Source organism: Nitritalea halalkaliphila LW7 (genome assembly GCF_000265075.1).
Taxonomy (GTDB): domain Bacteria; phylum Bacteroidota; class Bacteroidia; order Cytophagales; family Cyclobacteriaceae; genus Nitritalea; species Nitritalea halalkaliphila.
The window spans coordinates 86,864-107,418 of the sequence record NZ_AJYA01000002.1 but is presented as its reverse complement, the minus strand read 5'-3'; the positions used below and the strand labels follow the sequence as shown (position 1 = coordinate 107,418).

The window sequence follows — 20,555 nt, the reverse complement described above, 5'->3', positions numbered from 1 at the left end:
CCTAAAAAAGATGCTATGCAGCTACTTTCCTACGCTACATTATTTGATTTTACGAAGTCCGTTTTCCTCCAAATGACATGTCCGGAACCGGAGGCGGAGCTTGCCGCCCGTGTCTTGCTAAGCGCAGATCTGCGGGGAGTAGACTCCCATGGCGTCGCCCGCCTGAGTGGCTATGTGCGGCTCTGGGAAAAGGCAGAATTAATGCCCGCCCGAACATACAGGTGATTCATGAAACTCCCAGCACTGCCGTAGTAGATGGTGATGGAGGGCTTGGCCTGGTGGTCGGTCCCTTTGCCATGAAAGTAGCCATGCGCAAGGCCGAAGGCGCAGGGACCGGCTGGGTGAGTGTTAAAAACAGCAATCACTACGGCATCGCTGGCTATCATGCCATGATGGGGCTGCAGGCAGACATGATCGGCATCGCCATGACGAATGCCAGTCCACTGGTAAGCCCGACCTTTTCGCGCGAACGCCTACTGGGCACAAACCCCATAGCCGTGGCGATCCCTGCCGGAGAAGAGGCCCCTTTCGTCGCCGACATGGCCACCACCACAGCCGCGAATGGCAAACTAGAAATCTTAATGCGTAAGGGCCAAGACGCACCCGAGGCTGGATCCAAGACGCCGCGGGACTGCCCACACAGGATGCACATGGGTGAAAAAAGGAGGCGCACTGCTGCCCTTAGGAGGAGACCGAGAACATGGCTCACATAAAGGTTATGCCTTAGGTGCCATCGTGGATATCTTTTCCGCTGTGCTGTCAGGTGCGAATTATGGCCCTTGGGTACCCCCTTTCGTCGCATTTTTAGAGCCGGATCCCAACCCCGTCGGAGAGGGTCTCGGCCACTTTTTCGGCGCCATGCGCGTGGACGCCTTCCGCCCGGCGGAGACGTTTAAGCAGCACATGGATCAGTGGATTCGACGCTTTTCATCCGCCCAGACTGTGGAAGGCGCCGAGCGGGTACTTATCCCCGGAGAGCCCGAGCGCCTATTAGAAGCCGAGCGCACACGGCAGGGCATCCCGCTTCTAGACCCCGTTATCAGTGATTTGCAGGCCCTTGGAAAATCTATGGGCGTAGCGCTGCCCCTTTAATGGCAGGTTTTTAGCCCGCTGGCTTTTCCGCCTCCGGCGCAAAGAGATCACTGCTCAGGTAGCGATCGCCTCTATCGCAGGTGATCGCTACGATGAGCCCTTCCTCCAGCTCCTCGGCGAGCTTTAAAGCCGCACAAAGCGCCCCTCCACTGCTCATCCCCGCGAGAATCCCCTCCTCCAGCGCCATCCTTCGCGTCATGGCTTTGGCCTCGGCCTCACTCACATCGATCACCCGATCCACACGAGAAGGATCAAAAATCTGGGGTAAAAACTCTGGCGACCAGCGTCGAATTCCCGGGATGCTGGAGCCTCCGTAGGTTGGGTACCCACGATTTGGATCGCAGGATTCTGTTCCTTTAGATACTGGCTCACCCCCATAATGGTACCGGTAGTCCCCATGGCAGAGACGAAGTGGGTGACCTTGCCCTCCGTATCCTTCCAGATTTCAGGGCCCGTGGTCTTATAATGGGCGCGGTAATTATCAGGATTCGCGAACTGATTCAGCATAAAGTAGCCTTCCCTGTCGCGTAGGCCTTCGGCAAAGGTGCGGGCATACTCGATCCCCCCCTGCGCATCTGTGAGTAAAACGCGGGCACCATAGGCTTCCATGGAGAGCACACGCTCCCGAGTAGCATTTTCGGGCATCACTAAAGTCATTTTGACGCCCAGGAGATTCGCTGCCATGGCTAATGCGATACCGGTATTTCCACTGGTGGCCTCGATGAGATGACTTCCTCGCTGAAGCTCCCCGCGCTCTAAAGCTGCCTGAATCATGTTAAATGCCGCACGGTCTTTTACACTTCCTGCGGGATTCTGCCCCTCCAGCTTGCAGTAGATTTTCACGGATGGGCGGGTGGGAATGCGCTGTAAGGCCACCAGAGGCGTGCCTCCGATCAGGTCCGTTAATTTTTTCATGATTCGCTTTACGTTTTCAGCACGTAGACGTCTGAGACATCTCCGGAAGCATCGTACATTTTCGACTGATAATAGATTTTACTGCCAGCGGGGACACTTTTCGTCAGCCAGACATTCCCGCCGATGATGGAGTTAGCCCCGATCACCGTCTTGCCTCCTAAAATGGTGGCTCCAGCATAAATGACCACTCCCTCCTCGATGGTCGGGTGACGCTTTTTATCCGCGTCGGCCTTATCCACGCTGAGGGCACCCAGAGTAACCCCCTGATAAATTTTCACATGTGCACCGATCTTCGTCGTTTCGCCGATGACAATACCCGTACCATGGTCGATACAGAAGTGCGCACCGATCTCAGCGCCCGGGTGTATGTCGATACCGGTTTTGCTATGAGCGATTTCCGTAAGCATACGCGGAATCATCCGCACGCCGAGGTGATGGAGCGCATGCGCCACCCGATAGGCGGCGATGGCATAAAACCCCGGATAGCTTCTTAAAATTTCCGTTCGCGACTTGGCCGCAGGATCCCCCGCATACATCGCATCGATATCCTGCTGGATAGCATCGTAAATTTCTTCTAGCTGACTAAAAAATGTAGCGACCACCTCCGAAGCAGGGGTGGACACCAGGTGTTTATTGCGAAGCAGTAGCTGCTCTAACTCATATTCTAAGCGCAAAAGTCCTGCCTGGACAGCAGTCTCGCTGCGCAAAATCTCCAAAGTGTATTCCGGAAATAAGAGCGCCATCAGCTGCTCGAAATACTGATGCACCGCCTGAGGGGAAGGGCAGTCAGGGCAAGCTTGATGGGCTTTAAATAGTTTTCGGGTAAAATCAGACATGCTTTAGGGGGTGGTAAGCTTCGTTTCGTTACAAAACAAAACCCACACGAATCACGAATGGTTCAGCATACGGTGAGCGCAAATTGTCATACAGCAGGTTGAAGAGCAGCTTGAAATTAGCCCCTCCACGCTCTCCATACGGAACGAAGTAACCAGCCCCAACGAAAAGCCCGGGCACCCATTCGCGCTGAAACGTCTCGGACTGCCTGTTAAACACATCTAAGTTTAATGACTCGTATTCGGCATGAGCGAAGATATTGGGAAACAGGTTGTAGCGTGTAAAAATCCGCCCACCGAAGATACTTTGATCCCCTCCGATAAAGCGCCTATCGTTAAAGTACTGGTACGTAGCCCCTAATCCTGCCGAAAACTTATCGGTGATCATCACTCCTGCCAGAGGAGAGACATCTATAAAAGTGATCGTCCCGAACTGTAGGGAGAGATTCGCCCCATAATACAGGCGGTCTTTAAAAGGGGGAGAGTCCTGTGGATCTATAAACCGCTGCGCCTGTACCTCCATCCCTATAGAAAGTACTAGACCGAAAAGGAGAGCAAGACTAATTTTCTTCCACGACATACACGTCTTCATTCGCTTTTTTCATAAAATAACGTTCGCGCGCATATTTTTCGAGTAGGGCATCACTTCCTAAGAGCTCCTCGCGCTCCTGAATCAGCTGCTCCATCCGGGACTCATAGTACGCCTTACGCTTCTCTAAGGAGCGCTTCGTCTTCCATAAATCCAGCTGTACGCGTAAACTGCTGCATCAAAAAAGGAAATCCATACCCCAAACACCAGAAGTAATATCCAGTAAATTTGACGGCTGTCTTTCCATTTTATCTCCCTCATAATTTTTGCTTCTAATGCTCAGGGCAAAGATACGAAACCTGCTTAGAATAATCTAAAGCCTACGGAGAGGATCAGCTGATTCTGCCGCTGGTCGGTATTAAAGCCATCGATACCTTGGGCGATACGCCCAAAGGGACCTTCGTATTTAAAATCAATAATCATGTTCCCGATATCCACACCGATACCCGCCTGGTAGCCGAAGGTGGTGTTATTAAAAGAGATATCCGAAGGTGCATCCGCTATATTACCATCTATTAGGAAGCTGGCTACAGGACCTGCCTGAATGCGGAAAAAATTCGCTAGCTTAAAGCCTACCATAAACGGAACATCTAAACGATTAAAACTAGCGTTAAACGAAACTGATCCCCGTTTACATCCGCTAAAATTTCTCCTCCCGTATTCGTGAATAGCACCTCCGGCTGAACAAACAGTGAATTGCCGCCTAAGCGAATAAATGCACCCACATGATAGCCTAACTGCGCATCCCCAGACTCGAAACCTGCGCCATTCACGCGGATATTGCCCTGATTAACTCCTACTTTAGGACCGATAGAAAATTCTTGTGCCTGTGCGGCAAAGCCCATGAGGAGCAGGGCTACAACCATTAGTTTTTTCATAATGTGTCTGATTGTGTGTGAGTATTAGTTGCTTGTAAAGTTAAAAACGCACTGGAAGTGATATAGTTATCAAGTAACGTGCCTCCAGTATCTTTCAGATTTACCAAAGAGCATAAAAAAGGCCAAAACGAGCAAATCTGTTAAAAAATCTTAATAAAAAAAAGAAAAGCCCCTAACAAGCAGCTACTTGAAAGGGACTTTTTTTTATTAAATGCTATCTGATGAAACGGGGATCAACCTCCCTCTTGTGGGGTACCGAAGGCACCGAGCGTATCTAATAATACAAGGGCGATGATCAATGGACATACCCACTTAATAAAGAAGATCCAAGCGCCACGTAAAAAGCCTTTAAACTCTGGAGAGCCGCTGGCTAATTCATCTGCGAAGGTGCCGATTTTCTTCGCCCAGCCTGTGTACAGGCTAAGCATGAAACAGATCAGTACGACGGCAAAAGTTCCAAAGACAAAGTCCATGATATCAAAGAACCCGGTTTGTACATTCCCCCCAAGTTTAAAGGTAATGGTACTAAAGAAGTTACCATCGATAGAAGAGAGTGCAGATGGGATAGAAAGTGCCATGGCAGCTATACCTACAGTCCAAGCAGCCTTCTGACGGCTCCACTTTTTCTCATCGATAAAGAAGGCTACGGGAACCTCCAGCATAGAAATACTAGAAGTAAGGGCAGCTACCAGGAGGAGCAAGAAGAAAAGTGCACCGACGATATTGCCGCCAGGCATCGCGTCGAATACTTTCGGCAGTACATCGAATACCAGCGCAGGTCCACCCGCAGGATCTTTACCCGGAAGTAGTGCAAAAAGCGCTGGGAATACCATCAAGCCCCCTAATAGAGCGACTATGCCGTCCATGCCCGCGATCCAGCCCGCGGACCCCACGATATTTGCCTTGCGCGGCAAGTAGGAACCGAACGTGATCATAAGCCCCCATCCTACAGACATAGAAAAGAACGCCTGTCCAAGTGCTTGAAGGATGGTTTTACCCGTAATTTTAGAAAAGTCAGGCTTTAAATAATACTCGATACCCGCAGAAGCACCTTCTAAGGTAACCGCTCTACCTGCGATAAAAACCACGATGATCAGAAGTACAGGCATCAAAAACTTCGCTGCCTTCTCGATACCACCCGAAACACCACCGAGCACGACGCCGATGGTCATGAAGATAAACAAAAAGCACAGCGGGACTACATAAGCCGGTGTGCTTTGAAATTCTTTAAAATCTACAGGAATGTCTATCAGCTCAGTAAAGATATAACCGATCGTCCAGCCAGCGATTACCGAGTAATAACTCAATACACAAAAACAAACGAGGATACAGAGCCCACCTGCGATTTGCCAAAACTTATTTCCACCTGTGGCGCGAATCGCTCCGATGGGGTTTTTTCCTGATAATCTACCTAAGGAAATTTCATTCATCAGGAGCGGTAAACCGATGAGTACCACACAGATCGCATATACAAAGACAAAAGCGCCCCCTCCATTTTCACCTGTAATGTACGGAAACCTCCAGATGTTACCTAAGCCAACCGCCGACCCGGCTGCAGCCATTATAAACCCTAGTCGAGACCCAAACTGGCCCCTACCCTGAGTGTCAGCACTCATTGCCATAAGAATGTAAACGTTTTAGTGAAATTAATTATTCTTTACGAACGGGCTAATTTAAGTTGTTTTGATAAAATAGCAATCCCGTCCATAAAACTTTTAGGCTGGTAGCCCAATTCTTTTTTTGCTTTTTCCAAAGAAAATCCTGTCACTGGCGGGCGTTTTGCCGGCTGTGTAAAGATGCTGCTGTCCGCTCGCTGAATAAGTGAGGCATCTAAGCCGAAATAGGCTGCTGTCTGCTGCGCCATAGCATAGGGACTTATAAAGTCTTCCCCCGAAATATTAAAAATCCCTTTGGCGCCTGCGCCGCTATCCGAAGACAGCCATCTGCCAAATCCTCTGCCAGCGTCGGTGTACGCCACTGATCGTCTACCACCTGTATCTTTTTCCCTTGTTCCAGAGAAGCCTTCACCCAAAGGATGATATTCGAGCGACTCATATCATGCGCGATCCCATACACCAGGACAGTCCGCACGATCGCCCAGGGACAAGCTGCTGCCTGCACCAAGCGCTCAGCTGCTAACTTGGTTTCCCCATAGTAATTCACTGGATTCGGCGCTGCTTCCTCGTCATAGGGGCCATCAGCTCCATCAAAAATAAAATCTGTCGACAGATGAATCAGGTGCGTATCTGCCTGCTCACAGGCGCGAATGATATGCGCCACTGCCTCTACATTCGCCCGATAGGCCGCCTGGCGCGCTGTTTCGCAGTCGTCCACCTGCGTCATAGCTGCGGTATGGATGCATACCGAGGGGCGCCACTTTTGGAAGACGCCCATAACATCCGCTTCCTGCTCCACATCCATTTGCTCCCAGTGCACGCCCTGTAGCGACTCCTCCGGCAGGCGCGCAGCACCTCTCCCTGTTGCTAAGACCTGAAAATGTCCCTCCTGCACAGCTTGGGCCACGAGCTTTTGGCCGAGTAGGCCATTCGCCCCCGTAATGAGGAGCACGGGACGCTTATTTTCGGTAGGTGTAGCCATAAGCTTTGGAGATTTTTTCTTTGGACATTTCCTGTAAAGTGACACGCATGTAAACGGGCTCCTCTGGCTTATCGGAGCGGTTCGTAGGCTCAGCGGCGATCTTATCGAGCACCTCGAAGCCTGAAAGTAGCTGACCGAAGACCGTGTATTCATCGTCTAAGTGTGGCGTGCCCCCTACTTCCACATAAGCTCGCACCCGCTCCGGAGCGATTTTTTTCCCCAGATCCAGGGAGTAAAAGGACTCTAACTCCCCTTTATAGGCCAGCACCAAGCTATCGAGTGCCTGCATATCGCCAGCCTCATAAAAGGCCGTATAAGTGGCTCGCAGGGGCTTTTGACTCTCGAGCCCTAAGTATTTCATGAACTGCTCGTTCAGCTTGCGCTTGTCTGTGGTCAGCTCAGAAGCCGTATATTTTTTTCCCTGCACGATATAAAACTGGCTTCCGCTGGAGGCCCGCTCCGGGTTCACATTGTTACCCATACGCGCCGCAGCGAGTGCTCCTTTCTGATGAAAAAGCTCCGGCTTGATCTCCGCAGGCACGGTATACCAGTCCTCGCGTGGCAGCTCTTCTTTGCCGAAGACATCGCCCCCCTGAATCATAAAATTTTCGATAACGCGATGAAACTCGGTGCTATCGAAGCGACCCGCCTTAGCGAGTTTAAGAAAGTTTTCCTTATGCTTAGGCGTCTCATCAAACAAAATCGCTACCAGCTCGCCATGGCGCGTGTCGATGCGCACTAGGGTATCACGCTCGGAAGCGCAGCCCCAAGCCATTAGCCCCACGAAGAGTATAAAAATCGGATGTAGGTACTGTTTATCCATTCATCTGAGTTTTAATTTCCTTTAAAATACGGTCACCACCTGCCTGAAGCACCAGTTCCGCCAGAGCCTCCCCTAGGGCAGCCGCCTCCTGTACAGGCCCTGAGACCACCTTACTGATGCGCTCCTGCCCATCTAAACTGACGATTCCTCCCCTGAGCTGAAGCCCTTCAGGGTACTTTGCGCCAGCGCAAAACCGGAATGCTACAGCCCCCTTCCAGCACACGCAGGTACGCGCGCTCAGCCAGAAGCCGCTGCTCCGTCTCGGGATGATTACAAGCCCTACGAATCTTCTCGCGCAAAGCCGGATCCAGACTGGTCGCGGCCTCCACGGCCACACTCCCCTGCCCCACCGCCGGAGTAAACTCCTCCAGCGAAAGGTGATGGCGAATGAGCGCATCATAGCCCATCCGGTGTGCACCAGCGAAGGCCAGCAAAAGCGCATCACATACACCAGACTCCATTTTCGCGATCCGGGTCTGCAAGTTGCCCCGCACCTCTACCGTCCGAATATGCGGATAGTAATGCTTCAGCGTGGCAACCCGACGGGTAGACGAAGTCCCTAAAAGCAGTGGCTTCTCCGGATTTTTATACGCGATCGTGTCCAGATGGCTCAGAATAATGTCTTGCTCCTGCTCACGCTCTGTAAATGCGATGAGCTCAAAGCCCTCCGGAAGGCGCGACTGCATATCCTTCGCACTATGCACGGCGATGTCCACTTGGCCGCTGGCCAAAAGCTCCTCCAACTCCTCGGTGAATACCCCCTTGCTCCCTATTTTCGCGATCGAGACATCTAAAATTTTATCGCCCTTCGTTTCGATGGTGACGATTTCACTCTCCAGCCCCGCTTCCTTTAGCAGGTCCTGAATGTGATACGCCTGCCAAAGCGCCAGCTTGCTGCCGCGGGTTCCTATTTTTACTACTTTCATTCTTTTATAGCTCTTTTCAGCGGTTTTCCTTTGCGCACGCCTTCCTCTATAAAGGAAACGATCTCGCCCGCGATGTTTATGCCTGTGGCCTTTTCGATACCCTCTAAGCCCGGAGAACTGTTGACCTCTAATATCAAAGGACCGCGCTCGCTCTGCAACAGGTCCACGCCCGCTACTGCCAGGCCGAGGGCCTTCGCCGCTTGTAACGCCGCCTGCCGCTCTGCGCGGCTTAACTTAATCAGGGTGGCCTTTCCCCCACGGTGCAAGTTAGAGCGAAACTCCCCCTCCGCACCTTGCCGCTTCATGGCGCCGACGACCTTTCCATTTACCACGAAAGCGCGGATATCAGCCCCTTTCGCTTCTTTAATATATTCCTGAACGATAATACGCGCCTTTAACCCATGAAAAGCCTCGATTACTGACTGCGCTGCCTTTTTTGTTTCCGCTAAGACCACACCCAGGCCCTGCGTACCTTCGAGCAGCTTGATAATCACCGGAGCGCCACCAACTTGCTCCACGAGCGCCTTTTCACCCCCTTTACTAAAGTTCGTGAAGGCCGTCTTCGGCATGCCTAAACCCGCCTTGGAGAGAATCTGGAGGCTGCGCAACTTATCCCTACTTCGCACGATCGCCTGCGATTCGACGGTAGAAAATGCCCCCATCAGCTCAAACTGACGCACCACCGCCGTGCCATAAAAGGTCACCGAAGCGCCGATACGTGGGATGATGGCGTCGATATCCGTCAGGTGCTGGCCTTTATAGATAATTTTCGGACCTTGCTGCTCGATCACCAGGTCGCAGAGCGAGTGGTCCACGATCAGCGCCTCATGGCCCGCAGCTACGATGGCCTCCTGAAGACGCCGGGTACTATATAAAGAAGGATTACGCGATAATATAGCGATTTTCATGGTTTGTGTTTCGTTGAAAGTAAATACGTAGCCGCCACATCCACTAAAAAGCGTTTATGTAGGGCTTTACGGCCGATCAGGACAGGAAAGCGCATCTCTGAGCGATCCGTCAGGGTGAAGTCCACGGGGATTTTTTCTCCCCCGAGCAGCATCTCACAGCTCACTTTAAAGCGCAGACTGGCCACCCCTGTGGAGCTGCGCACCTTTTTCTTGGTGAAATTTTTTGTCCGGATTTCTTGTCCGGTGAAGGCTTTAAACGCTTCGCTCAAAGGCAGAAAACAGAGCACCTCCTCCCCCGAGGCTGCTGTTTCTAAGCGCGCATAGGAGACGTGAATGGCATTACTGTAAGCACCTGTATCGACCTTTGCCGCCACGCGGCGAATCCCCACTCGGGCACACTGATACGTTCTCTTCTGCCGACGACGGGATAATTTCCTGCTTGCTTCATGCTCATCAAGCTCTTAATATGCGATAGATGTGATAGGATAAGGCCGTATACTGAATTTTAGGATTTGCATTACGCTCGATATGGGTATAGGCCTCATTTAAGCAGATATAAAGCTGCTCAATTTTTTGCGCATTTAAAACCCCAGAGCTGAATTTCTGTATAAATTCCCGTTCGCCCGCCGCACTACGCATCAGATCGCTCAGCTGACTGCTGTGTAAAAGGGCCTCTCGGATCACATTTAGGCCTGCTAGCAAAAAGGCCTTCTGGCCTTCCTTCCCCAGCTTGGCATACTGCTCGGTTTCCTGCGCGAGGCCGACCACATCGAGCACGTAGCACTTGCGGAGCCAAAGCTTGATTTTTTCAGTATAGCTATCTTCCTCCTGTGCGGCGAGTTGATAGGCCCGACGCATGTCTCCGTCCGCTAGGGGAGCGAGCTGCTCGGCCTGCGTCTCGCTGCAGTGCCCTGCCTGTGTCAGGTGGGCGGCCACCTCTTGGTCGGTATAACTCCTGACGGCGATTTTCTGGGTCCGCGAGAGAATCGTCGTCAGCAGCTGATCCGGCTGATGGGTGATCAAAAAGAAATAGGTCTGCGCGGGAGGCTCTTCTAAAATCTTCAAAATAGCATTCGCCGCATTCACGTGCATGAACTCCGGGCACCAGATAAACATCAGCTTGGCACCTCCTTCAAAGGATTTTAAAGACAAGCTGCGTACGATCTCTCGGGCACTGTTTTTGGAAATGTTCAACTGTTTTTTCTCGGCGCCTAAAAAATAGAGCCAGTCGCTGGGGAGCCCATAGGGTTTTTCTTGGATAAAGCGCCGGAAGCTGGTTTTATCGTCTGGCTTGTCCTCTTTTTCCTTTTCGTCCTCCTTACTGGCCACGCCGGGAAGGGGAAAAATCAGGTGGATATCCGGGTGCACAAGCTTCTGCATCTTCACACAGGCAGCACAGGTACCACAGGCGTCTTGCTCCTGCTTGTTTTCACAGACCAGGTAGGTGGCCAGGGCCAAAGCCATCGATAAGGTCGGGCTGCCCACTGGGCCATGAAAGAGCAAGGCATGCGCCACATGCTGCTGCTTGACTGCCTGTACTAATTTATCCTTTACTTCTCCCAGTCCGGGAATTTCCGCAAATAACATGGCCTCGCTTTATTTTTCCCAGATTCGGTAGGCTGCCGTCAGCTGGAAGACATGCACTAAAATGTTTTTTTCGACTGCGTCAAAGTCCAGCCCGCGGCGCTTCATCACCACGCTGGCTGTTTCCTCAAACTTGGAAAAGGTAAAGGTGCTCAGCCCAGCTGCACCTCCCCAGGAGAAATCGGGCACAAAGTTCCTCGGGAAGCCTGCTCCGAAAACATTGGCGCCCACGCCCACCACAGTACCGGTATTAAACATGGTATTAATACCACATTTCGCATGATCCCCCATAAGCAAGCCACAAAACTGCAGCCCCGTCTGCGTAAAACGCCCCTTACTATAATCCCAAACCTTTACGGGGGCATAATTATTTTTCAAGTTGGAATTATTCGTGTCCGCGCCCAGGTTACACCACTCACCGATGACCGCGTTTCCGAGGAAGCCATCATGTCCCTTATTGGAGTAGCCAAAGAAAACAGCATTAGAAACCTCGCCCCCGATTTTACAGTGAGGTCCCAGACTGGTATCACCACGGACTTTGGCGCCCATATTTACCACACTTCCTTCGCCCATGCTAAAAGGACCCCGGATAAGCGCTCCTTCCTGAACCTCAGCATCTTTACCGATATAAATCGGGCCAGTGGAAGCATTTAGCACAGCGGCATGAACGCGTGCCCCCGGCGCGATAAAAATGTTTTCAGGCGCATACACCTTAGTATGGGGGTCCAGCAGTGGTGCTGACTCCTGGCCTGCCGTTAGCAAGGCGAAATCGTCACGAATCGCTTGTCCGTTTTGAAGAAAGATATCCCAAGGGTAGCGGATGAGACGCAGCGGCCCTGAAAGCATCTTGCGCCCCTTTTCGGGTATCGCCTCCACCTGAAACTGCGGCGTAGCCCCTGGTAGGCGATCAGTGTCTGCTCCTGCCAGATGGACTCCCCCTCCTGAAGGGCAGCCACTGCCTCCACTAAAGCAGCGTCGGGCAGGCAGGCCCCATTAATGAAAAGAGTGGCCTCCGGCAAAAGGGGAAACTTTTCCTGTAAAAAATCTTGGGTGAGGTACCCCACCTCTGCTGAAAGATGATGTGCCCATTTTTCAGCAACACGCAAAATTCCCACACGGATATCCGCTACTGGGCGTGTAAAGGTAAACGGCAAAAGACCTGCGCGAATGGCAGGATCATCGAATAGAACCAACTGCTTCATAGCACAAAAATAGAAAAGTCTCCCGAATAACCATCCGAGAGACCTGCAGTATATCCGAAAAGGAAATACTTATTTCTTTTTCGCGTAACGCTTGTTGAACTTCTCCACACGACCTGCTGTGTCGAGGATCATCTTCTTACCTGTGTAAAAAGGATGCGAGTTAGAGCTCACTTCCACCTTGTATACAGGGTAGGTTTTGCCATCTTCCCATTCCATCGTCTCAGAAGTTTCGATGGTAGAGCGCGTGATGAACTTGTAGTCGCTGGAAGTGTCAAAGAAAATCACTTCTCTATAGTTTGGATGAATGTCCTTTTTCATTGTCGTATTAATTATCTCTTGATCGTATGCCTTTTTTCAAATGAACCGCAAAGTTATCGCTTTCGCCGAAACTATCCAAGCCTTCCTGCGCAAATAAATACAGAAATGTGCTTCCTTCTAACCGATTTAATCGGTTCTTACCCACTTATTTCCCTACTCTTTTAATTTCCAGGTGCTACCTTGTGCCTTTCTGCGGGTCTTTTCGCCAGGTTTCGCTTCAGTCGGGCAAGCGGCTTTCCGAAGCTTTCGATAAAATTTTGGTAACTTGCACGGCCATACTACGCTATTATGAAAACCTACTGGAGGATATTACGCTACGGCAGACCTTTTAGACGCTACATCCCTGTATATGTGCTGTTCACGCTTTTTGCCATCATTTTTGGGCTTTTGAACTTCACATTACTAAAACCCCTTTTCGATGTGATCTTCGAACAGGTGGATGCGAACAGCCTACAAAAATACGAAACGCTACCGCCCTTCTCCTTTTCGCTCGATTATTTTTTACATGCATTTAACCATCTCCTGCTCCAAGTGGAGCAAAGCTACGGCAAGTTTGGCACCCTGGTGTATGTCTGCATCGTCATCGTGGTCTCGGTTTTTTTATCCAACCTCTTCACCTATCTATCGGGCGTACTGTTAGCCCAGTTCCGGGCGGAGATCATCAAAAAAATGCGGATGGGCATCTTCGAAAAAGTGACACAGCTTCACTTAGGCTACTTCACTGGCGAACGTAAAGGGGACCTGATCTCCAAGATGACAAATGATATTCAAGAGGTGGAAAACAGCATCGTGCAGTCTTTACGCGTCATTTTCCGCGAACCTGCTACCATCCTGCTCTATTTCGCGGTGCTCTTCTTGATGTCGGTGGAGCTGACCTTATTTACCATCATCATCATCCCGATTTCAGGTGCGATTATCGGAGGGATTACGAAGCGCTTGAAGCGCAAAGCCGTGGAAAGCCAGACCTCCTTAGGAAGGATTGTGAATATTTTAGACGAGACCATCGGCGGCATGCGTGTGGTAAAAGCTTTCGGGGCTGTGCCCTGGGTCACGCGTAAATTTGATCAAGAGACAGATTATTATGCGGATGTAAATGTAAGCATGGCGAAAAAAAATGAATTGGCCTCCCCCACCTCTCAGTTTCTAGGAGTTAGTGTAGTCGCCGGCATTCTCGTTTATGGGGGTAACCTTGTGCTTTTGGAAACCAGTAGCCTGAGCGCCTCGGACTTTATTACCTACATCATCATCTTCACACAGGTGCTAAATCCGGCTAAAGAAATTTCACGAGCAGCTAGCAGCATCCAGCGTGGTCTAGCTTCTGCAGAGCGCATCTTCGCAGTCATCGACACCGAAAACAAGATTCAATCCCCTGCCCAGCCCAAGCCCCTTCCGGTTTTCAGCAGACGATTCGCTACGAAGAGGTCAGCTTTCGCTACCAAGACACGCAGACACTGGACAGGGTTTCTTTTGAATTGAAAAAAGGAGAGACCGTAGCACTGGTAGGACCGAGTGGAGGGGGAAAATCTACTTTGGCAGACCTTCTGCCCCGCTTTTATGATCCTCAGGAAGGACGCATCACCTTAGATGGGCAGGATATCCGAGACTTCACACTGGAGGACTTGCGTAGCCAGCTGGGCATAGTAACTCAAGAGTCCATTCTGTTTAATGACACCGTATTTCAAAATATCGCCTTCGGAATGGAGCAGGTCAGCCAAGAGCAGGTAGAGGCAGCCGCTAAAATCGCCCATGCACATGACTTTATCCAAGACCTTCCAGAAGGGTACCAAACAAATATCGGCGAGCGAGGAGGTAAGCTGAGTGGCGGCCAGCGACAGCGGATCAGTATCGCCAGAGCTATCCTTAAAAATCCACCGATTCTCATCCTCGATGAGGCAACCTCCGCGCTCGACGCTGCTTCGGAGCGGCTCGTACAGGAAGCCTTAAATCATCTGATGAAAGACCGCACCACCCTGGTCATCGCCCATCGCTTAAGCACCATCCAGCATGCCGACCGCATTCTAGTCGTGCAGGGCGGCCGCATCATTCAGTCAGGGACACACGAAGCCCTTCTCCGAGAGGATGGACTCTACAAACAACTTTCTACCATGCAAACCGTTTAAATATATGGCCATTTCGCTTTTCACTTCCATAAACCCACAGTAACATGCGCAAAAAGCTCGATCAAATCCTACATTTACTTGTTTTACTGTATTTCGCGGTAAGCTTGGTCTTTTTTCTCTCCTTTGATAGCTTTAAAGGCCTCTTCGGTCTAGAAAGCCTGCGCACAGTAACGGTCAACTACTTCCTTCTATTCGGCCTTCTCCTGTTTTTAGCTGCATGGGGTAGCAGCTGGCTCGTCCGTAAATCTTTACAAGATGAGGCAGATAAAAAGGAATTAGCCGTTAAAGAAATCAAGGCAAAGCTTTACGATCTGGAGAAAGGCATCAAGCTGCAGCGGCTAGAAAAAGGAGAGCGAGCAGAGGAAGGTGGCCCAGAAGACAAGCGCGGAAGCAGCTTACGCCCCAGACAAAATTTCAAATCTTAGTACACAAAACTTATATTTTTTATGGTAGCAAAAACTTTTGGCTGCACCGTTTATGGTGTGGACGCGCATCACATTACCGTAGAGGTAGACGTCGGTCAGGGAACAAGTTTCCGCATGGTAGGACTCCCAGACAATGCTGTAAAGGAAAGCCAACAGCGTGTGGAATCCGCATTAAAATTTTACAACTATGTCATGCCGCGGCAGCGCACGGTGGTGAATTTAGCTCCAGCAAACATCCGTAAAGAAGGCTCTGCATACGATCTGCCAATCGCGCTAGGTATTTTGCAGGCCTCCGGTCAGTGCCACTTTCCGGAACTGGAACAGTACACCATCATGGGTGAGCTGTCCTTAGATGGGCAGCTGCGTCCCATAAAAGGATCCCTTCCCATCGCCATCGCTACCCGAAAAAAGGGCTTTAAAGGCTTTATTTTACCAGAAGAAAATGCAGCTGAAGCAGCTATCGTGAATCAAATCGATGTGATCGGTGTAAAAAGTCTGGCAGAGGCCATCGGCTTCTTAACGAGGGAGCTACAGATTCACCCGAAGGTCACCGATACTCGGGAGCTTTTTTTTAGTTCTCTCGAAGATTTTCCTTATGATTTTGCTGATGTGCAGGGACAGGAAAACATCAAACGGGCCATGGAAATCGCTGCGGCTGGTGGACATAACCTGATCATGATCGGACCTCCCGGAGCAGGGAAAACCATGCTTGCCAAGCGCCTTCCAGGCATTTTACCCCCGATGACTTTACACGAAGCGCTGGAAAGTACCAAGATTCACTCCGTAGCGGGAAAATTGGGAAAGACGGCAGCCCTTTTGGCCCAAAGGCCCTACCGTGCACCTCATCATACCATTAGTGATGTAGCCCTGGTCGGAGGAGGTGGAAATCCGCAGCCTGGCGAGATATCACTGGCACATAACGGTGTACTTTTTCTCGACGAGCTCCCTGAATTTAAGCGAACTGTTTTAGAAGTTATGCGGCAGCCACTGGAGGAGCGAAAAGTTACCATTTCGCGTGCCAAGTCGACAGTCGACTACCCCGCCAGCTTTATGCTGGTAGCGAGCATGAACCCCTGTCCCTGTGGATATTATAACCACCCAGAGAAAGCTTGTATCTGTGGCCCTGGGGTGGTACAGAAGTATTTAAATAAAATAAGTGGTCCTTTACTGGACCGTATCGACTTACACATCGAAGTGACGCCAGTGAATTTCGAAGAAATTACGAGCACACGTAAAGCGGAAAGTAGCACTTCCATTCGCGAGCGTGTCATTCAGGGCAGAGCCAGGCAGACCGCACGTTTTCGTGAGACGCCCCATATCTATCATAACGCGATGATGCCCTCTCAGCTCGTAAAGGAAGTCTGTGTGCTAAACGATGCGTGTAAACTCCTTTTAAAGACAGCTATGGAGCGTCTAGGCCTTTCTGCACGTGCCTATGACCGTATTTTACGTGTGTCCAGAACCATAGCAGATCTCGCTGGTTCGGAAAAAATATTACCGGAACACTTGGCCGAAGCCATCCAATACCGAAGTTTAGACCGATCCTCTTGGGCAGAGGCCTACTAAAAGCCTTGCATGTGTAACACGATCCTAAGGGCTCGAACACACTCTTGAAATAAGGGGGTCAATACATATAAAAGAACTAAACACACTTGATAAATTTATATTTAATTTTAATGATGTTATTTTTTTTCAATTTTTAAGTTTTGAAAAAAAAATAAAAATACCGCATATTGAGACTATGTTTTATCTTGCGCAAGAGGAAAGTACGGGAAGCCATCAGCCGGAAATTTGATGGTGTGTCAAAGAACACCGCACATGAAAAAATTATTTTTAGCTTGTATGCTGGCAGTTTTTGCTGCATGTGGTGGCCCTGAAAAACAGGAAGCCACCGTGAAATCTTTACGTCTACAGCAGGCAGATATCCCGCTCCTGTTTTCTAAATTAGGCAAAAGCCTTCAAGTACTGGAAATCAAAAGCGATATTCCCATCGGCCCCATGCCGGAGATCGTACTGGCAGACAACTACTTCTACCTCTTCGATCAGGATTATACGCAGCGTCTTTACCAAGTAGACTTCAAGGGAAATATCCGAAATAGTATTGCCTTCAACGAAGATACCAAGTTAGCCATAGATGGCATTACCCAGCTCGTCGTGAAAGGCAATACCGTAGGAGTCGTGGCAATGGGCCAAACGATTCAGTGGTTCGATGAGGAACTAAAAGAAGGAAAAGTGGAACAGCTCCCTGCGAAAGCTAAGTACCACTTACCCTATGCGAAAGGCTATGTATCGTTTAATAATCGGATCAATGAAGCGATCCCGCATGACTTTTTCGCATCGGATGGCAACAGTGTCCAGCATGAGGCCTTAGAAGTAGACCCTTCTACCTACCCCTTTGTTTATCAAACGCATGCCCCCTTCACCAAACACGAAAAGGGGCTGCTTTTTGCTCGGTTTTTTGATGACACCATTTACGCGTATGATAGCGAAGAGGGACTGAGACCCTACGCCGCGATTGATTTCGGAGCCAATGCTTCGCCAGAAGAACGTTTAAAACAAATTTCTAATCCCTTCGACATGATGCAGCTGCTAAACGACAAGTCTTTAGCCTATTTAAGTGGAGAGCTGTTTATGGTAGAACCTGGAAAGTGTTTATTCGGAGCTTGGCTGAAGGGGCGAGGTACCTTTGGGCTTTGGAACATGTCGGAAGCGAATGCGACTACCTATCCCGTCTTAAAAGACGATTTTAAAAGTGACTTGCAGTTTTACCATATCTCCGCATCGAAGCCGGGGAAAACAGTTTTTGGACTAAATGGCGAATCAGTCGCAGAAAATGCTTCCGAAGCCTTTCTTTCAAGCCTTACAGGTGACTTTAGCAGTTCATTTTTCTTATTTATACTCAGCTAAACGCCATATCCTACACACAAACACCCAGGGCTTATCCTGCCCTGGGTGTTTATCGTTTATGTATGCGGCCTATAAGCAGATCGATTGTTTTTATTCCATCCGCAAGCCGGTAATGGGTTTACACTCAAAAAAAGAATCCGGATTTGAAGTTCAGACGCCTCCGAGACTAGGGGTTTAGGATATGTGTATTAACCCAATCTACCTCTTTCTCTCGGATAATATGCTGCGTATCAGGGGCAATAATGGTCTTCACCACAGCTCCCATTGCTGTTAGTAACTGCACACTTTCCTCGATTCTACTTAGTGGAACGTGAAAATCCTGATGACTGGCACCTATAAAAACAGGAGTTCCGGAAAAGTCCCCCTCATATTTGTCTGCTCGAAGCTGCTCTCCGATTAGCCCTCCCGTGAATGCCGCCACACCACCGTAGCGGCGTGCATGCCGTGCAGTGAATTCTAAAGCCAAACAGGCCCCCTGAGAAAACCCGATAAAGTACAGCTGTTCACTGCTATACCCCTGTTCGATTACGGCTTCCACCAGCTCCTGAAGCATACGAATAGCGGCACTATAAGCCGGCTCATTCGACGCATCCGGCGCCATAAAGCTATACGGGTACCACGTATTGCCAGGTGCTTGGGGCGCCAGCAGCGCAAAATCCTCTAGCGCTAATGCCTCTCGCAGACCTAAAATACTTGTGGCACTCGCCCCCCTTCCGTGAAGTAAGATGGCCACCCTTTGGGCTTCGCCCAAAGCCTTCCCTGCTACCTTTACATTAGACATAGGCGCTGTAATCTAGCGTGACAGGATGTAAGCTCTCCTCGATTTTATCCCGATGTTTCTCCGCCCAGCCCGGCAGTTTTAAGGCCTCGCCCAACAAGGCTTCGTCCTCATCAATCGCAAACCCAGGCGTGTCAGTGGCTATTTCGAATAAAACACCTCCCGGCTCTCGGAAATAAATAGAAGTGAAATAATTTCGGTCTTTCACCTCTGTCACCGAATAACCGTTCGCGTGTAGGATTCCCTGAATTTCTCGCTGCGAACTGCCATCCGCCGTTCGAAAAGCGATATGATGTACAGAACCGGCGCTTTGGACCCCAGTCCTACCCTCCGGCTGCTCCACGATATCGACGATATCCCCCGGCCGTCCAGCGGTTCCGTAGCGGTAACGCCCATTTTCTTCAGCGATAAAGCGATAATTCATAAATCCAGTGAGTAGCTTCACTGTAGCTTCTCGGCTTCTTAGTGTAAGCGTGGCGCCATAAAAGCCTTTAATGGCATACTCCTCCGGCACAGGACCCTCTCCCCAGCCGACGCGGGCGTCTTCACTGGCTTCGATAAGCTCTATCCCCATGCCATCATGATCCTCAAAACGAATGTAAGCCTCTCCAAAGCGTGTCAGCGTATCCGAGATAGGAAATCCAAAGCGCTTCACACGCGCTCTCCAGAAATCTAAGCTGCCCTTCGGAATAGAAAAAGCAGTATACTGCACCTCACCCACTCCCTTAGTGCCTTTTCGCGCGCCTTTAAAGGGGAAGGTCGTAAAAACAGTTCCCGGAGTACCTACACGGTCACCGAAGTAAAAGTGATACACGTCGGGAGCATCGAAGTTTATCGTCTTTTTTACCATGCGGAGTCCTAAAACACCGCAGTAGAAATCAATGTTTTTTTGTGGGTCACCTGCTATCGCTGTGATATGGTGGATGCCCTGAATATGTGCTTGCATGTTTCAGTCATTTAGGAGGGTAAAAAGAAAGGTCAGCCACATGACCAGACCCCTCTTTATTTCGTTTATCTATCTATTCACTATAAAGTGCTTGTTTAGGCCTGCTTTACGAGCTGTACACTCAGTAAAAGGCGTACTTGATCACTTACTACTACACTACCTGCCTCAGTTACGGCACTCCAAGTAAGTCCAAATTCCTTTCGGTTCAACTTACCTGAAATCTCGAATCCGGCTTTTGTATTGCCATAAGGATCACCTGCGACACCACCGAAATCTACCGCTAAGGTAATCGGCTTTTTCGTGCCGCGAATACTGATTTCTCCCACTAATTCATCTCCCTGAATGTGGCCTTCGAAGGTCAAGTTCGGATGATTTTCAGCATCAAAAAAGTCAGCTGACTTCAAGTGCGCGTCTCTGTCTTTCTGATTCGTGTCAATAGAATCGATTTTAGCAGAGAATTTTACCTTTGCGCCTTGAAAATCTTCTGTTTCTGCCTCGGCACTACCTTCGAACTCCCTAAAGTAACCAGTTACAGTGGAAATTACCAAATGTTTTACCTTAAAAGATACTTCGGAATGGGTTGGGTCGATTACCCAGTTGCTTGCTACACTCATGATTTAGCTAATTTAAATGAACGATATGGTTTATGTAAGAAATGAATGCGAGTTAAAGAGACTTTGAATCAAACGCTCGCAGTGAAGGAGCGCTGTTCT

Annotated in this window: 18 protein-coding genes and 6 pseudogenes; 6 read left to right on the top strand and 18 right to left on the bottom strand. The window is 49.9% G+C overall.

All coding sequences use genetic code 11. The features are described from left to right. The first annotated feature begins 15 nt into the window (after nucleotides 1-15). Both A3SI_RS21380 and A3SI_RS21375 read left to right on the top strand, forming a co-directional pair. Nucleotides 16-713 (top strand): annotated as a pseudogene (locus A3SI_RS21380) (Ldh family oxidoreductase). Beyond that, nucleotides 655-1,092 carry an Ldh family oxidoreductase gene (locus tag A3SI_RS21375; protein WP_262491745.1) on the top strand — a complete coding sequence of 146 codons (438 nt, stop codon included), beginning with the start codon at nucleotides 655-657 and terminating at the stop codon, nucleotides 1,090-1,092. Before A3SI_RS21380 ends, A3SI_RS21375 begins: the two are co-directional and overlap by 59 nt. Before the next feature lie 10 nt (nucleotides 1,093-1,102). On the opposite strand, the pseudogene cysM reads toward A3SI_RS21375, so the two are convergent. From cysM to A3SI_RS00995, 15 genes and pseudogenes are all read right to left on the bottom strand, one after another. Further along, a pseudogene (gene cysM / locus A3SI_RS01060) lies at nucleotides 1,103-2,007 on the bottom strand (cysteine synthase CysM). A gap of 8 nt (nucleotides 2,008-2,015) precedes the next feature. Further along, a complete protein-coding gene (locus tag A3SI_RS01055) occupies nucleotides 2,016-2,843 on the bottom strand; it encodes a serine O-acetyltransferase (RefSeq protein WP_009053228.1) in 828 nt (275 codons plus the stop codon). A gap of 28 nt (nucleotides 2,844-2,871) precedes the next feature. Further along, nucleotides 2,872-3,420: a hypothetical protein gene (locus A3SI_RS01050; protein WP_040669725.1), complete on the bottom strand. Its 549-nt coding sequence runs from the start codon at nucleotides 3,418-3,420 to the stop codon at nucleotides 2,872-2,874. Next, complete coding sequence (locus A3SI_RS21370; RefSeq protein WP_262491744.1) at nucleotides 3,401-3,526, bottom strand: hypothetical protein; 126 nt, start codon at nucleotides 3,524-3,526, stop codon at nucleotides 3,401-3,403. Before A3SI_RS21370 ends, A3SI_RS01050 begins: the two co-directional genes overlap by 20 nt. A gap of 206 nt (nucleotides 3,527-3,732) precedes the next feature. After that, nucleotides 3,733-4,307: pseudogene (locus A3SI_RS23470) on the bottom strand (porin family protein). A gap of 233 nt (nucleotides 4,308-4,540) precedes the next feature. Next, the gene (locus tag A3SI_RS01035; RefSeq protein ID WP_050977296.1) at nucleotides 4,541-5,929 is read right to left on the bottom strand and encodes a sodium-dependent transporter; all 1,389 of its coding nucleotides are present in this window, start codon (nucleotides 5,927-5,929) and stop codon (nucleotides 4,541-4,543) included. Nucleotides 5,930-5,964: 35 nt separating this feature from the next. Next, nucleotides 5,965-6,905: pseudogene (locus A3SI_RS01030) on the bottom strand (SDR family oxidoreductase). Beyond that, the gene (locus A3SI_RS01025) at nucleotides 6,883-7,728 is read right to left on the bottom strand and encodes a peptidylprolyl isomerase (protein WP_009053225.1); all 846 of its coding nucleotides are present in this window, start codon (nucleotides 7,726-7,728) and stop codon (nucleotides 6,883-6,885) included. The pseudogene A3SI_RS01030 and the gene A3SI_RS01025 overlap by 23 nt, the downstream one beginning before the upstream one ends. Continuing rightward, a pseudogene (hemC, locus tag A3SI_RS01020) lies at nucleotides 7,721-8,654 on the bottom strand (hydroxymethylbilane synthase). Before hemC ends, A3SI_RS01025 begins: the two are co-directional and overlap by 8 nt. After that, entirely contained in the window at nucleotides 8,651-9,562 is a 912-nt protein-coding gene (gene rimK, locus A3SI_RS01015) for a 30S ribosomal protein S6--L-glutamate ligase (protein WP_009053223.1), read from the bottom strand. The pseudogene hemC and the gene rimK overlap by 4 nt, the downstream one beginning before the upstream one ends. Continuing rightward, the gene (locus A3SI_RS01010; RefSeq protein WP_009053222.1) at nucleotides 9,559-9,951 is read right to left on the bottom strand and encodes an ATP-dependent zinc protease family protein; all 393 of its coding nucleotides are present in this window, start codon (nucleotides 9,949-9,951) and stop codon (nucleotides 9,559-9,561) included. Before A3SI_RS01010 ends, rimK begins: the two co-directional genes overlap by 4 nt. Nucleotides 9,952-10,015: 64 nt before the next feature. Beyond that, complete coding sequence (locus A3SI_RS01005) at nucleotides 10,016-11,149, bottom strand: DNA polymerase III subunit (RefSeq protein WP_009053221.1); 1,134 nt, start codon at nucleotides 11,147-11,149, stop codon at nucleotides 10,016-10,018. Nucleotides 11,150-11,158: 9 nt separating this feature from the next. Next, entirely contained in the window at nucleotides 11,159-11,992 is an 834-nt protein-coding gene (locus A3SI_RS01000; RefSeq protein WP_316929026.1) for a putative sugar nucleotidyl transferase, read from the bottom strand. Continuing rightward, a complete protein-coding gene (locus A3SI_RS21940) occupies nucleotides 11,902-12,348 on the bottom strand; it encodes a putative sugar nucleotidyl transferase (protein ID WP_009053219.1) in 447 nt (148 codons plus the stop codon). Before A3SI_RS21940 ends, A3SI_RS01000 begins: the two co-directional genes overlap by 91 nt. 69 nt (nucleotides 12,349-12,417) lie before the next feature. Then, nucleotides 12,418-12,666: a type B 50S ribosomal protein L31 gene (locus tag A3SI_RS00995; RefSeq protein WP_009053218.1), complete on the bottom strand. Its 249-nt coding sequence runs from the start codon at nucleotides 12,664-12,666 to the stop codon at nucleotides 12,418-12,420. A 288-nt stretch (nucleotides 12,667-12,954) separates the two neighbouring features. Between A3SI_RS00995 and A3SI_RS00990 the strand changes: the two are divergent. From A3SI_RS00990 to A3SI_RS00975, 4 genes and pseudogenes are all read left to right on the top strand, one after another. Further along, nucleotides 12,955-14,786, top strand: a pseudogene (locus tag A3SI_RS00990) (ABC transporter ATP-binding protein). Between the two features lie 44 nt (nucleotides 14,787-14,830). Continuing rightward, nucleotides 14,831-15,211, top strand: a complete 381-nt coding sequence (locus A3SI_RS00985; protein WP_009053217.1) for a hypothetical protein — start codon at nucleotides 14,831-14,833, stop codon at nucleotides 15,209-15,211. Nucleotides 15,212-15,232: 21 nt separating this feature from the next. Then, nucleotides 15,233-16,777, top strand: a complete 1,545-nt coding sequence (locus A3SI_RS00980; RefSeq protein WP_009053216.1) for a YifB family Mg chelatase-like AAA ATPase — start codon at nucleotides 15,233-15,235, stop codon at nucleotides 16,775-16,777. A 252-nt stretch (nucleotides 16,778-17,029) separates the two neighbouring features. After that, nucleotides 17,030-18,118 (top strand): hypothetical protein, encoded by a 1,089-nt coding sequence (locus tag A3SI_RS00975; RefSeq protein ID WP_009053215.1) that lies wholly within the window; start codon nucleotides 17,030-17,032, stop codon nucleotides 18,116-18,118. A gap of 166 nt (nucleotides 18,119-18,284) precedes the next feature. On the opposite strand, the gene A3SI_RS00970 is transcribed toward A3SI_RS00975, so the two are convergent. The 3 genes from A3SI_RS00970 to A3SI_RS00960 all read right to left on the bottom strand — a co-directional run bounded on the left by A3SI_RS00970 (nucleotide 18,285) and on the right by A3SI_RS00960 (nucleotide 20,456). Then, nucleotides 18,285-18,899 (bottom strand): alpha/beta hydrolase, encoded by a 615-nt coding sequence (locus A3SI_RS00970; RefSeq protein ID WP_009053214.1) that lies wholly within the window; start codon nucleotides 18,897-18,899, stop codon nucleotides 18,285-18,287. Continuing rightward, entirely contained in the window at nucleotides 18,892-19,842 is a 951-nt protein-coding gene (locus A3SI_RS00965; RefSeq protein WP_009053213.1) for a ring-cleaving dioxygenase, read from the bottom strand. Before A3SI_RS00965 ends, A3SI_RS00970 begins: the two co-directional genes overlap by 8 nt. Before the next feature lie 95 nt (nucleotides 19,843-19,937). Further along, nucleotides 19,938-20,456 (bottom strand): YceI family protein, encoded by a 519-nt coding sequence (locus A3SI_RS00960; RefSeq protein WP_040669722.1) that lies wholly within the window; start codon nucleotides 20,454-20,456, stop codon nucleotides 19,938-19,940. Nucleotides 20,457-20,555: the final 99 nt, after the last annotated feature.

Excerpts from the sequence above, each read along its gene's own strand:
- A3SI_RS00980 (WP_009053216.1), top strand. The coding sequence starts at position 15,233 with ATGGTAGCAAAAACTTTTGGCTGCACCGTTTATGGTGTGGACGCGCAT.
- A3SI_RS00970 (WP_009053214.1), bottom strand. The coding sequence starts at position 18,899 with ATGTCTAATGTAAAGGTAGCAGGGAAGGCTTTGGGCGAAGCCCAAAGG.
- A3SI_RS21370 (WP_262491744.1), bottom strand. The coding sequence starts at position 3,526 with ATGGAGCAGCTGATTCAGGAGCGCGAGGAGCTCTTAGGAAGTGATGCC.
- A3SI_RS00995 (WP_009053218.1), bottom strand. The coding sequence starts at position 12,666 with ATGAAAAAGGACATTCATCCAAACTATAGAGAAGTGATTTTCTTTGAC.
- A3SI_RS01050 (WP_040669725.1), bottom strand. The coding sequence starts at position 3,420 with ATGTCGTGGAAGAAAATTAGTCTTGCTCTCCTTTTCGGTCTAGTACTT.
- A3SI_RS01000 (WP_316929026.1), bottom strand. The coding sequence starts at position 11,992 with ATGCTTTCAGGGCCGCTGCGTCTCATCCGCTACCCTTGGGATATCTTT.
- A3SI_RS21940 (WP_009053219.1), bottom strand. The coding sequence starts at position 12,348 with ATGAAGCAGTTGGTTCTATTCGATGATCCTGCCATTCGCGCAGGTCTT.
- A3SI_RS01005 (WP_009053221.1), bottom strand. The coding sequence starts at position 11,149 with ATGTTATTTGCGGAAATTCCCGGACTGGGAGAAGTAAAGGATAAATTA.
- A3SI_RS00975 (WP_009053215.1), top strand. The coding sequence starts at position 17,030 with ATGAAAAAATTATTTTTAGCTTGTATGCTGGCAGTTTTTGCTGCATGT.
- A3SI_RS01035 (WP_050977296.1), bottom strand. The coding sequence starts at position 5,929 with ATGGCAATGAGTGCTGACACTCAGGGTAGGGGCCAGTTTGGGTCTCGA.
- A3SI_RS01025 (WP_009053225.1), bottom strand. The coding sequence starts at position 7,728 with ATGGATAAACAGTACCTACATCCGATTTTTATACTCTTCGTGGGGCTA.
- A3SI_RS00965 (WP_009053213.1), bottom strand. The coding sequence starts at position 19,842 with ATGCAAGCACATATTCAGGGCATCCACCATATCACAGCGATAGCAGGT.
- A3SI_RS01055 (WP_009053228.1), bottom strand. The coding sequence starts at position 2,843 with ATGTCTGATTTTACCCGAAAACTATTTAAAGCCCATCAAGCTTGCCCT.
- A3SI_RS00985 (WP_009053217.1), top strand. The coding sequence starts at position 14,831 with ATGCGCAAAAAGCTCGATCAAATCCTACATTTACTTGTTTTACTGTAT.
- rimK (WP_009053223.1), bottom strand. The coding sequence starts at position 9,562 with ATGAAAATCGCTATATTATCGCGTAATCCTTCTTTATATAGTACCCGG.
- A3SI_RS00960 (WP_040669722.1), bottom strand. The coding sequence starts at position 20,456 with ATGAGTGTAGCAAGCAACTGGGTAATCGACCCAACCCATTCCGAAGTA.